Genomic DNA, 12,329 nt, shown 5'->3' with positions numbered 1-12,329 from the left:
CCGGTTAGCAGGCGCCCGGCGAAGGGTTATGCTCCCGGAACGTGACCGCGATCATGCGTCCAGCCAAGACTTGCCCGCGCTGCCGCGGGCGGTACGAGTCGGACGCGCTGTTCTGTCCCAAGGACGGAGCCCCGCTCGACGATCCCCACCCCGCGACGGAGGAGACGCCGCCGACCGATCGCTACCTCGGCACCGTGATCGCGGGCGACATCGCGATCCAGTCGATCGCGGGAATGGGGGCGATGGGTCGGGTGTACCGGGCCCACCAGCGCGGGATCGATCGCGACGTCGCGGTGAAGATCCTCCATCGCGAGCTCTCCTCCAACACGCAGCTCGTCTCCCGCTTCAACCGCGAGGCGAAGATCGCGAGCAAGCTCCAACACCCGCACGTGGTGGAGGTGTACCTCGCCGGTCAGCTCGACGACGGATCGCTCTACACCGTGATGGAGTTCCTCGACGGCGTCTCCCTCGCGAGCGCCCTCCGCGAGGCCGGGAGCGTGTTCACGATCGAGCGCGCCCTCGCGATCACGCTCCAGATCTGCGACGCGGTCGGCGAGGCCCACGCGCGCGGCATCGTGCACCGCGACCTCAAGCCGGAGAACGTGATGCTCGTGCATCGCGCCGAGGTCGCGGAGTGGGTCAAGGTCCTCGACTTCGGGATCGCGAAGCTCACGCTCGGCGAGCAGTCGATGGAGACCGCGGCCGGCCTCATCTTCGGGACCGCTCGCTACATCTCGCCCGAAGGCGCGCAGGGCCGCCCGGTGGGGCCGCCCGGCGACGTCTACGCGATCACGACGATGCTCTTCGAGATGCTCGCCGGACGCACGCCGTTCGAGGCGGAGCCGCTCGGGCTCCTCATCAAGCACATCCACGAGCCCGCGCCCGAGCTCCACACCATCAACGCCGCCGGGGCGGCGGTGCCGGTCGCGCTCTCGCGCGCGATCGGCGAGCAGCTCTGCAAGGAGCCGGAGAACCGCGCGCAGAACGGGCGCGCGCTCGCCGCCGCCCTCGTCGCCGCCGCGCGCGACGCGAACATCTCGCTCTCCGACGTCGGCGCGATCGCGCGCATGAGCCACCTCCCCGACCCCGCCGGATCGTCGAAGCGCGTCGCGCTCGCGCCCACCGTCGACGACTTCGGGCTCGTCCCGACGCCGCGCGCCTCGAGCGACCACGGCGCCCGCTCGGCGCCGCCGCCCGCGCGGGTGTCGGGCGCGGTCGAGACCGCGCGCGCCTCGGAGCCCCGCATCTCGGAGCCCTCGGAGCCGGCGGCCACCCCGCCCGCCTCCCGCTGGCCGTCGGCGCTCATGCTCGTCTTCGTGTTCGCGCTCGGCTCCGCGATCACGGCGCTCCTCATCCATCGCTTGATGCTCCACCCCGCCGAGGAGCGCCGGCTCTATCACGAGCGCGTCCGCCTCGCCCTCGCCGAGGGTCACTACGTCACGCCGCCGGGCGAGAACGTGCGCGAGCTCGTCGACGACGGCATGAAGCGCTGGCCCACCGACGGGACGCTCCGGCAGATGAAGTCGGCGGCGGCGAAGGAGATGGTCACGATGGCCTTCGCCGCGCGCGAGTCGGGCGACCTCGTCGGCGCGCGCAACATCGCGAGCCTCGCGCTCGAGCTCGAGCCGACCGACAACTCCGCGCGCTACATGCGCGCGCAGTGCGAGGAGGAGCTCGTCGACGCGCAGAACGGCACGAGCGCGCGGGTCGGCCCGCCGCGCCTCATCTTCGAGTCGCCGCACCTCGTGAAGCCCGGCGTGCTCGTCCAGATCACGGCGAAGATCATCTACGGCGCGGCGGACCCGAAGACCACGCCGGTCACCGACATGAAGCTCTCCATCCACGCCACCGGCAAGACGACCGGCGGCCCCCTCGTCACGTTCGCGTCGCAGGACCCGAGCGCGATCCGCGCGACCTTCCACGCGCCGAGCGTGACGGGCACGTACGACGTCTCCTTCGAGGCCGACGTCGGCGGCACGACCGTCCGCGCCATGCGCCGCCTCGCCGTCAACGAGCGCGAATAAGAGCCACATTTCAAAAGCTTGACCAATTCGGAGCGAACGCCCGGGACCACCTGGCGGATCGGCTGAGGTGCGCTAGAACACACACTCACCTACAGAGGCACCCATGCGTTCGTTCATCCTTCTCGGGGCTTTGATCACGGCAGGCAGCACGGCGGCGATCGCCGGGTGCGCCGAGCCTCGCGACGAGAGCACCGGGACGAGCGAGGCGCGCGCGACGGAGGCGCAGCTCAAGCTCGCGCGCGACGCGAAGGACGTCATCTCCGGAGAGCATGCACACTGCAACCAGTGCCACACCGCCTCGCGGAGCGACGTGAAGCGCTGGGCCGAGCAGATGTTCAACGTCGCGTGGGAGTGCTTCAACCAGCCCGAGCTCGAGCCGGCCGCGCGCGTCGCGTGCATGAGCGACGACAAGAACGACCCCACCGCCCGGTACTCGTCGGCGCGCCTCGGGCTCTGGACCGGCGGCGCCAACTTCCTCGAGGAGACCTTCACGAACGCCGACCCGTCGGGCGCGCGCTTCGACGCGTTCCGCGGCGTGGCGATGCCGGTCGGCTCCTTCGTCCCGCAGATGACGAAGGAGGAGTTCGAGAAGGTCGTCGCCTGGGTGTTCAACGGGATGCCCGCCTTCAACGAGGTCTTCGGCGGACCGCCCGAGCCCGAGACGTGCGTGACCGACGTGGCGAACCCCAAGCTCCAGGCCCACCTCCTCGAGATGAAGACCGCCGGCTGGGGCGCGCGCCTCGCCGACGAGGCCACGCCGATGTACGGCTGCGGCGCCGCGACGAACCCGGAGGACTGCCTCACGTCGCTGCCGCTCGCGGCCGAGACGTGGAAGCCCGCCGGCCTCGATCAGACGATGCGCGTGCTGCGCGACTTCCCGAAGACGAGCTACTGGGTCCGCAGCTCCGCCGACGGCCGCTACGTCGGCTACGGCCAGTTCACCGCCGCCGCGATCGTCGACCTTCAGGCCGCCAAGGAGGCGCCGCCGATCAAGGTCGACGCGCGCTACGACCCCGTCTTCTTCCCGAACAACGACGGCGTCTCGTTCGCGGGCACGAACCTCTCCTCCCCCCAGCCCGGGCCGATCAAGGTCTGCCGCCAGAGCGCGCTCGCGACCGCGGCGCAGCAGAAGGAGCCGCTCCTCACGCTCAATGAGCCGAGCTGCACGTCGGTCGCGGACAGCGTCTACCAGAGCATCGGCGCCTCGCTCGACGGCCAGACCTTCTGGATGTCGACCGGCGCCCACGTCAACGACGACGGCGGCAACCAGGTCACCGCGCCGCTCGAGGGCTTCGAGGTCGAGTCGACGACCGTGCTCACGCCAATGGTGCCGGACGGCATCGGCTTCAAGCCGAAGAAGCCGGTGAACCTCTCCACCCCGCTCGAGGGCGACCAGATGTTCTCGCCGTCGAGCCGCCTCCTCTTCACGCGCTTCGGCTCGAAGCCGGCGACGAGCGGCTACACGATCCGCAAGATCACGACGAAGATCGATCCCGCCACCGGCGACGTCGGCGCGGACGCCGAGGTCATCGGCACGATCTGCGGCGGCGGGACCAAGGTGATGACCTCGTTCGACGAGCGCTTCGTCGTCACGCACCGCTACAGCGAGCCTGCGCCGGCGGCGAACGAGGGCGCGAAGCCGGTCTCGAGCGCGAACGTCACGATGACCGACCTCCTCACCGGCCGCGTCATCCAGGTCACGAACATGGGCCCGAACCAGTACGCGCTCTACCCGCACTTCCGCGCGGACGGCTGGCTCTACTTCCTCGTCCGCGACATGAACGGCGAAGGCAAGGAGACGCTCGTCGCCACCGACGTCGCGCTCAAGTCTTCAACGCCGGGGGCTCCGCCCCCTGCACCCCGCTCGCAGCCGTAGGACGCGCGCGAAGACGCGCGCATCCTCCGCTGCTTCGCCTCTACTTCGGACAGCCGGGCGCGCCGGTGGGACGGCCGAGCGGGCCCTTGCACGGGATGCACTTCTGGTCGGCGCGGCAGCTCCCGCGGCTGATGAAGATGCCCTCGAAGAGGCCGATGTTGATGCAGTCGCTCACGCAGACGCCCGGCTCGGCGTCGGAGGCGCAGCGCACCGCCTTGCCGTCGGTGTCGATCTGATCGCTCGGCGCGCAGAGATCGCCCTTGTCGCACTGGTGACGGAGCAAGCGCTTCTGGTACTCGGACGGCACGTCCGTCGACGGCACGCACTTGCCGCGCATCGCGCCCTGACGGTTGCAGCACTCCTTCAGCGCGATCGCCTCGGTCGATGCCTTGTCGCACTCGACCGACTCGCACGCGCCGGTCGGCTTCCCCGTCGCCGGGTTGAAGCAGGGCAAGCAGCGCTCGTCCGCCTTGCACGCGTCCTGCGCGAGGACGTCCGACTGCTCCTGCACATCCTTGAAGACCATGCTGAAGCAGCGGCCCTCGATGCCCGCGAACGAGGAGCACTTGCCGGGGAGGTGCTTGCCCTTCTCGACGACGTAGATCTCGGGGATGCAGAGGCCCGGCTTCCCTTCGGCGGCGGGGCACGAGCTCAGGCGCTTCGCGATGTCGGCGGGGACGAGCGCGTTCTCGAGGCAGCGACCGCCGGTCCCGCAGGTGGGGAACCGGTTCGGATCGCCGGGCGTGCCGCTGAACGGGCAGGTCACCTTCTCGCCCGGCTTGATGTCGATGCCGCTGCCCGCCGCCGCGGTGCCGCTCGCGCGGCAGACGGTGGAGCCCTCCTCGATCGAGTCGATGTTGCAGATGCCCGTCGCCTCGCCGGTCAGCGGATCGACGCAGGGGATGCAGCGCTCGTCCTCGGGGCACGAGTCGCCGTCGCCGCGGGTGAGGTACTTGAGGTTCTCGGCGACGCGCGGGACGCAGAGCGAGAGGCAGCGCCCCGACTTGCCCGCCGACTTGCACTCGCCGAGCGGAGCGCCGCCGCTCGCGATGACCGTGTCCGGCACGCAGGAGCCCGCGCCGCCGTCGCAGTCGTCGAGCTGGTTGACGAGCGTCTCCGGGAGCCGGTCCTTCGGCGCGCAGCGCGCCTTGCCGCCGTTCTTGCACTCGCACGGCGTGAGCTTCTCCGGATCGATCTTCTCCGCCTTCACCGGCTCGGAGCCGGGCTCGCAGACGCCGTCCTTCGCGCGCGAGTTCACCGTCCCGGCCTTCGGGTCGAGCGCAGCGCCGCCCTCCGACGCATCGCCGGGGATCTCGGCGACGGTGCAGGCGATGAACGCGAGGCAGAGGACGAGCGTTACGAGGTGGCGCACGCCTCATCAGCGTACAAGAGCCGTACCGGGATGGCAGCGGGGGCGCACTAGAGGAGGACGGGCCCGAGGCGCCCGCTTTCGTGCGTGGGGACTGTGTAGGTGAAGCGAGCCTGGATTCTGAAATCCCCGGGACTGTCATCGCAGCGTGACAACGCCTCTCTCGTTCCGATCCAGATCGAATTGTTCCGACGGAGCGAAAACCGGCTGAAATTTGGGGGTCTCGTGAGCGAAAGGGGCCGAGAGGCGCCTGGCACCGACGTTGCGATACGTGTCTGCGTCGCCGGACGAAACGCCGGAACCCCAGGAGCCCAGGAGCCACTGCAATGAAGACCTCGTTCGCCCTCTCCTTCGTCGTCGCTGCCGCCGTCACCGTCTCCGTCGCGGGCGCTCAGGCCCCCGAGCTGACCGCCTCGCAGATCGTCGCCAAGGTCGCGGAGTCCGATCCGTGGGGCATGGGCGGCGCCGAGGTCAACGCGAAGGCGGTCGTCACCGAGACCAGCGGCAAGACCCGCTCGCTCGCCTTCGAGGGCAAGAGCCGCAAGTACGCGCCGCCGCTCGGCAAGAGCGTCATCACGTTCTCCGCGCCGGCCGACGTCGCGGGCATGAAGTTCCTTCAGGTCCAGAACAGCGGCGCCGACGACGAGCGCTTCCTCTACACGCCGGAGCTGAAGCGCTCGCGCCGCATCGCGGGCTCGAACCGCGCCGACTCCTTCATGGGCACCGACTTCTCGTACGCGGACCTCGACGGCCGCGACCTCCGCCAGAGCGACGCGGTGAAGAAGGGCGACGAGAAGGTCGGCAAGTTCGAGTGCTACCACCTCATGGCGACGCCGAAGAACAGCGACGCGGTGTACGGCAAGATCGAGCTGTGGGTCCGCAAGGACAACTACGTCCCGCTCAAGTACGTCATGTACAACAAGGGCGGCTCGCCGGTGAAGACGCTCCTCTCGCGCGAGATCCAGAAGCACGCGGGCCGCTGGTTCATCACCGGCTCGAAGATGACGGACAACAAGACGGGCCGCACGACGGACCTCTCCCTCGACAAGATCAACCGCCGCGAAGACATCCCGATGGACAACTTCTCGGTTCGCGCGCTCGAGAAGCAGTGAGAGATTGAGGCAGAGGGAGAACGTCCAATGAGCGCCATCGTCGAGATCAAGGATCTGTACAAGACGTACAAGCAGGGCTCGGTCTCCACGACCGTCCTCCGCGAGGTCTCGATGAAGTTCGAGCGCGGCTCGTTCAGCGCCATCGTCGGCCCCTCCGGCTGCGGCAAGACCACGCTCCTCTCGATCCTCGGCGGTCTCGACAAGGGCGACGCGGGAAGCGTCGTCGTCGGCGGCCTCGATCTCAACCGCGCCTCGAACCGCGAGCTCACCGAGTACCGCCGCAAGGCGATCGGCTTCGTCTTCCAGTTCTACAACTTGCTCCCGTCGCTCACCGCGGTCGAGAACGTCGAGGCCGGCCTCGAGTTCCTCGGCCTCAAGGCCCCCGCGCGCCGCGCCCGCGCCCTCGACTACCTCGCCAAGGTCGGCATGGCCGACCTCGCGAACCGGTTCCCGTCGCAGCTCTCCGGCGGCCAGCAGCAGCGCGTCGCGGTCGCCCGCGTCCTCGCGCGCGAGCCGCAGCTGCTCCTCGCGGACGAGCCGACCGGCAACCTCGACGAGGAGTCGGGCGAGCGCATCTTCCAGTGCATGCTCGACCTCCAGCGCCAGAGCGGCGTCACCTGCGTCATGGTCACGCACGATCCCGAGCTCGCGAGCCGCGTCGACTCCGTCATCCGCCTCCGCGACGGCCGCGTCCTCGGCCACGGCAACATGCTCGAGACGAGCGGCGAGGTGCCGGTCGTGCGCCAGGCCTCGGGGGTCTCGCACCTCCCGCTCCGTCGCTTCCGCGCCGTCGGTGAGTGATGGGCACGCTCCTCAAGTTCGCGTGGCGCGAGCTCCTCCGCGCCAAGGGCCGCTTCGCGCTCATCGCGCTCATCCTCACGCTCCAGGCCGCCGCGCTCGGCGGCGGGTACGTGGCGCAGGAGAGCCTGTATTCTACACGTGATGCGTGGGCGGAGAAGCTCCGCCTCGCCGACCTCGAGGTCCAGTTCACGCCCGCGTCGGACACGGAGATGCCGTCGCTCGACGTCGTGCGCCGCGTCCCCGGCGTCTCGGCGGTGAACCGCCGCTTCATCGCGACGGGCTACATCGAGCGCGTATCGAAGACGGGTGAGGGGGCGCCGCTCCCGGTCGTGATCCAGTACCTAGAGCCGGCGGCGCACCCGACCGTGAACGACATCGAGCTCACGAGCGGCAGCTGGCTCGAGAAGGGCAAGCCGGAGCACGCGATCGTCGACCGCTCGTTCGCGGAGGCGCAAGCGCTCCAGGCCGGCGACGAGATCGTCGTCAACCCGCACCGCTTCTCGTCGCGCTTCACCGTCGGCGGGACCGGCCTCTCGGCGGAGTACCTCGTCCCGACCGCGAACCCGTCGCTCCTCGTCCCGCACAAAGGCTCGCTCGGCATCATCTACGCGTCGCGCGAGTCGCTCGACCGCACGTTCCCGGAGGTGCTCTACAACTCGGTCGTCGTCACGTTCGACAAAGGCGCAGACAAGCAGAAGACGATGGACGCCGTCCTCGCCTCGCTCGACGGCCTCGAGATCGAACGCGTCGTGACGAAGGACCAGACCTTCGGCTACCGCTTCCTCGACGTCATCCTCTCGGGCTCGCGCTCGGTCACGCCGATCATCGCGCTCATCGTCGCGCTGATGGCCTCCATCGTCGCCGTCATCTCGATGCACCGCCTCGTCGCCGAGCGGCGGAAGGAGATCGGCGCGTTCCTCGCGCAGGGTTGGTCGCCGGGGCAACTCTCGGCGCTCTTCTTCGGCCTCGGCTTCGTCCCCGGCCTCGCCGGCGCGATCCTGGGCGTCCCCGCGGCGATGGGCTTCGCCTCCAAGGTCGCCAAGACGAGCTCCGTCATCTCCGGCTTCCCGTCCCCGATCATGTCGTGGGACGTGACCTACCTCGCGCTCGGGGCCGGGTCCGCGATCGCGGTCGGCCTCGCCTCCGCGATCGCCCCCGCGATCGGCGTCCTCCGCATCGCCCCCGCCCACGCGCTGCGCGGCTCCGGCGAGATCGCGTTCGACGGCATGCCGGCGTTCCTCGAGAAGCTCCTCTCCGGGAACATCGCGACGCGCTACGCGGTGCGGAACGTCTTCCGCCGCGTCCGCCTCTCCGCCGCCACCGCCACCCTCGTCGCGCTCGCGGTCGCGCTGCCCTCCGCGCTCCTCACCACGATCGCGTCGTGGGACACCTGGGCGACGACCGAAGCGGGCAAGCTGCACTGGGACGCGATCACCGCGTTCAAGGTGCCGCTCGCGGAGGAGCAGGTGAAGGAGATGATGGAGGACAGCGGCGTCTCGTCGTTCCGCGGCTACCTCCAGAGCTACGCCCCGGTCCGCCGCGAGAACGGCTCGATCCAGGAGATGCGCATCCGCGGCCTCCCGAAGCAGGACGAGATGGTGACGCACGGCCTCTTCGTCGGCGCGCCGTTCTCGAGCGAGACCGCGGCGGAGGCGTACCTCAACTCCGCGTTCGCGGGCGCGAACCCGCCCCACATCGGCGAGCGCATCGCGATCGTCCGCAAGGGCGTCGTCCACGAGCTCGTCGTCGTCGGCCTCACCCGTGACGCCGCGCTCTCCACCATCGTCGTGCCGCGCGCCACCGCGCAGCGCATCTTCGGGATGGAGGGGAAGATTTCCGGGGCATACGTGAAATTCGGGCAGGTCCCGACCGGCCCGAAGAAGGCCCCCGAAGGGCCGGCGATCAAGCGCGGCGAGAACGCGGAGGTCGTGGAGACCCTCGACCTCGGCGAGGCCGCCAACGTCCCCGCCCCTACCGTCGCGCCGCGGCCGACCGACCCGAAGGTCGCCCTCCTCGCCGACGAGAGCATCACGAGCGTCGAGGTGCGGACCGAATACGCGTCGAAGACGCTCGCCTACCTCTCGTCGTTCAACGTCATCGTCGTGCCGTTCATCGGCCTCTCCGGGGTCCTCGCGTTCTTCTTCCTCGTGAGCGTCCTCGGCTTCCTCCTCCTCGAGCGCGAGACCGAATATGCGACCCTCCGCTCGCTCGGCTACGGCGGCGGCGAGATCGCCCGTATCGTCCTGACCGAGGTCGGTCTGCTCGCGATGGCGGGTCTCGTGCTATCCCTCGGCGCGTGGGTGGTGACGGCGTATGCGCTTCGAATGCCGATGGCCTCCACGTGGTTCGCCGTCCCGCTCGACTTCCGGCCTCATGACTTCATGGTCGCGTCGGTGCCGACGCTCGTCTTCCTGGTCTTCGCCGCGCTCCCGGGCATTCGTGCGCTCCTGTCGATGGATCTGTCTTCTGTCCTTCGCGGTCGCGCGATCGGCTGAGGCGCAGGAGCCGCCGGCGACGGTCCCGCCTGCCGACGGCAACGGCAACGGGGACGGCGACGACGAGATCGTCGAGGTCATCGAGGACGAGACCGACACGGGCAAGCCCGCCGCGCCGAGGCCGGAGCCGGAGGCGCCGAAGCCGGACAAGATCGAGGTCCGCGGCTTCGGCCGCACGACGCTGCAGTACGGCCTGCCGTCGGAGGGCCCCGCGCCGGTGAACGCGCCGCTCTCCGACCACGTCGGCTACGAGCGCGCGACGAGCGTGAGCCAGATGTACCTGGACGTCCGCTACAACCGCGGCAAGAGCTTCCAGGCCGTGATCTCGGGCTCGCTCGCGTACACCGCGTCGCTCGTCGAGGGGCGCGCGGGCGAGCCGCTCGACTCCCGCACCGTGTCGACGGTGCTCCTCGAGCCGGTGCTGCGCGAGGCGTACCTCGGCTTCTACTCCGAGCGCGTCGACGTCCGCCTCGGGCAGCAGCGCATCGTCTGGGGCAACGCCGACGGCGTCGCGCCGAACGACGTCCTCAACGCGCGCGACACGAGAAACCGCATGCAGCTCGACGCGGAGATGGTGGCGATCCCCACCCTCGCCGCGCGCGCGGACTTCGACATCGGCGTCGCGGTGCTCGGGCTCGTCGCGCAGCCGTTCTTCTTCCCCGATCGCGCGTCGTTCTACGGCGCGAACTGGTCGCTCGTGCAGCCGGACGCGCCGCTCCACGTGCGTCGCTTCTTCGGCACCTACGGCGACGGCAAGGACCCGGGCGAGGTGGAGGCGGCGCTCGTGCGCTTCCGGCAGCAGAACCTCTTCGACGGCGCGTCGCTCGGCGCGTCGATGCGCATGCACTTCGCGTCGTTCGACACGAGCCTCTACTACCACTACGGCCGCGACCGCTCGCCGTACGTGTACCTCGATCCGCAGATCGCGCAGCAGTTCAACCAGGCGCGGAGCCCCGAGAACCCCACCGGCGAGGAGTTCGAGGCGATCTACGCCGGCGCGAAGCGCGCGTCGGCCTCGTACGGCGGGCCGTTCGTGTCGACGTCGGTGCGCCGTCACCACGTCGGGATGGACATGTCGACGACGGCGGGGCCGCTCGTCCTCCGCCTCGACGCGGCGTTCGACACCGCGATGACCTTCTACACGCGCGACAACCTGAACTCGATCGCGAAGCCGACCGCGCAGGCGGTCGCCGGCGTCGAGTACCAGCGCGGCTTCGGCAAGGTGATCGTGCTCGAGGCCTCGTACATGCACATCCTCGGGCCGGAGGTGCCGGTCATCCCCGTCGTCAACCAGGCGAACAGCGGCCCGCTCCTCTTCGTCCGCGAGCAGAACGCGGCGATCGCGAACGTCGTGCGCTGGCTCTTCTGGGACTACGTCGTGCTCGAGGCGCGCTCGCTCCTCGGCATCAACCCGCTCTCGTGGGTCGTGCGCCCGGAGGTCGGCTACGCGGGCACGAACTTCACGCTCCGCCTCGGCTACCTGATGATCGACGGCGCCGGCGGCTCCTTCGGCAGCTGGTTCCGCCGCAACGAGACGGTATACCTGACGACGAGGTACTCGTTTTGAGGCGGCTCGTCGCGTTCGCCTTCGTCATGCTCGTCGCCCCGGCGGCGGCGGCGGCCCCGTCCGAGAGCAAGGCGATCGAGGAGGCCGCGCGCGCGCGCTACGCGGAGGGCCTGAAGCTCTATGGCAAGAAGCGCTACGAGGAGGCGCGCGTCGCGTTCTTCCAGGCGTCGGCGCTGCTCAAGCGGCCGTCCGCGACGCTGATGCTCGCGCAGAGCGCGCTCCGCTCGGGCCACTGGCTCGAGGCCGCGCGGAACTTCGACGACTTCCTCGCCACGACCAACGAGATCCCGGACAAGGTCCGCGTCGGCGCGGAGAAGGGCCTCCGCGAAGCGAAGTCCCACCTCGGCGCGCTCAAGCTCGACATCCCCGACGGCGCGGAGGCGACGGTGGACGGCGAGAAGGTCGACGTGAAGGCGCCGATCACGGTCGCGGCCGGACAACACACGGTCGTGGTCACGCACCGCGACGAGACGAAGACGATCGAGGTCGACGCGCCGGCGGGGAAGGTCACCGACGTGCGTCCGAACTTCGTCCCGAAGGCGATCATCCCCACCGCCGACACGCGCACGCGCCCGAAGGAGGCGGCGGTGACGACCTCACAGAGCGCGACGGCGGAGAGCGAGGAGTCGCGCCTCTTCACGCCGCCGACGACGACCTGGCCGATGTACGCCGCGGGCGCGATCGGCGTCGGCGGCCTCGTCACGGCCGCGATCTTCGGCGGCCTCGCCGCGAACGCGCGCCACGGCGTCGAGGTCGCGAACGAGACGCTCGCGCGCAACGCGCGCCCGGGCGCCTCCTGCTCGCGCCCCGCCAGCTTCGACGATCCGGCGAAGGGCCAGACGATCGAGGAGTTCCAGGAGACGTGCGACACCCTCGCGACGCAGCAGAGGTGGGCCTCGACCCATCAAGGCGTCTTCACGACCTCCCTCGTCATCGGCCTCGCAGGCTTCGCCGGCGCGATCACGTGGTTCCTCGTCGCCCCGCGACCGGGCGGCGACGCGAAGGAGAAGGGCGCCGAGAGCGTCGTCGTGCCGTGGGTCGGCCCGATGGGCGCCGGCGCGAGCTGGTCGGGGAGCTTTTGAGCT

General features: G+C 70.1%; 8 protein-coding genes. 7 read left to right on the top strand and 1 reads right to left on the bottom strand.

Features of this window, described 5'->3' with window-relative positions:
* Positions 1 to 41: 41 nt before the first annotated feature.
* Entirely contained in the window at positions 42 to 2,024 is a 1,983-nt protein-coding gene (locus tag KF837_12990) for a serine/threonine protein kinase (GenBank protein ID MBX3228231.1), read from the top strand.
* Positions 2,025 to 2,127: 103 nt separating this feature from the next.
* The gene (locus KF837_12985) at positions 2,128 to 3,900 is read left to right on the top strand and encodes a hypothetical protein (GenBank protein MBX3228230.1); all 1,773 of its coding nucleotides are present in this window, start codon (positions 2,128 to 2,130) and stop codon (positions 3,898 to 3,900) included.
* Positions 3,901 to 3,940: 40 nt separating this feature from the next.
* Here the strand turns inward: KF837_12985 and KF837_12980 are convergent, their stop codons facing one another.
* Positions 3,941 to 5,272 (bottom strand): hypothetical protein, encoded by a 1,332-nt coding sequence (locus KF837_12980; protein ID MBX3228229.1) that lies wholly within the window; start codon positions 5,270 to 5,272, stop codon positions 3,941 to 3,943.
* Positions 5,273 to 5,595: 323 nt separating this feature from the next.
* Here KF837_12980 and KF837_12975 point away from each other — a divergent pair, with 323 nt between their 5' ends.
* The 5 genes from KF837_12975 to KF837_12955 are packed head-to-tail and all read left to right on the top strand — an operon-like array spanning position 5,596 to position 12,326.
* Positions 5,596 to 6,381: an outer membrane lipoprotein-sorting protein gene (locus KF837_12975; protein MBX3228228.1), complete on the top strand. Its 786-nt coding sequence runs from the start codon at positions 5,596 to 5,598 to the stop codon at positions 6,379 to 6,381.
* A 27-nt stretch (positions 6,382 to 6,408) separates the two neighbouring features.
* Positions 6,409 to 7,182 carry an ABC transporter ATP-binding protein gene (locus tag KF837_12970; protein MBX3228227.1) on the top strand — a complete coding sequence of 258 codons (774 nt, stop codon included), beginning with the start codon at positions 6,409 to 6,411 and terminating at the stop codon, positions 7,180 to 7,182.
* Positions 7,182 to 9,677: an ABC transporter permease gene (locus KF837_12965; protein ID MBX3228226.1), complete on the top strand. Its 2,496-nt coding sequence runs from the start codon at positions 7,182 to 7,184 to the stop codon at positions 9,675 to 9,677. Before KF837_12970 ends, KF837_12965 begins: the two co-directional genes overlap by 1 nt.
* Positions 9,622 to 11,244 carry a hypothetical protein gene (locus KF837_12960; GenBank protein ID MBX3228225.1) on the top strand — a complete coding sequence of 541 codons (1,623 nt, stop codon included), beginning with the start codon at positions 9,622 to 9,624 and terminating at the stop codon, positions 11,242 to 11,244. The genes KF837_12965 and KF837_12960 overlap by 56 nt, the downstream gene beginning before the upstream one ends.
* A complete protein-coding gene (locus KF837_12955; protein ID MBX3228224.1) occupies positions 11,241 to 12,326 on the top strand; it encodes a hypothetical protein in 1,086 nt (361 codons plus the stop codon). Before KF837_12960 ends, KF837_12955 begins: the two co-directional genes overlap by 4 nt.
* Positions 12,327 to 12,329 lie beyond the last annotated feature (3 nt).

Origin of the sequence: Labilithrix sp. (assembly GCA_019637155.1) — a bacterium.
Lineage (GTDB): Bacteria > Myxococcota_A > Polyangia > Polyangiales > Polyangiaceae > Labilithrix.
Note: the sequence above shows the minus strand (reverse complement) of the source record. Positions and strands in the feature narration are given on the sequence as shown.

Coding starts and splice junctions, on each gene's coding strand:
- KF837_12985 (MBX3228230.1), top strand. CDS start 2,128: ATGCGTTCGTTCATCCTTCTCGGGGCTTTGATCACGGCAGGCAGCACG.
- KF837_12975 (MBX3228228.1), top strand. CDS start 5,596: ATGAAGACCTCGTTCGCCCTCTCCTTCGTCGTCGCTGCCGCCGTCACC.
- KF837_12970 (MBX3228227.1), top strand. CDS start 6,409: ATGAGCGCCATCGTCGAGATCAAGGATCTGTACAAGACGTACAAGCAG.
- KF837_12965 (MBX3228226.1), top strand. CDS start 7,182: ATGGGCACGCTCCTCAAGTTCGCGTGGCGCGAGCTCCTCCGCGCCAAG.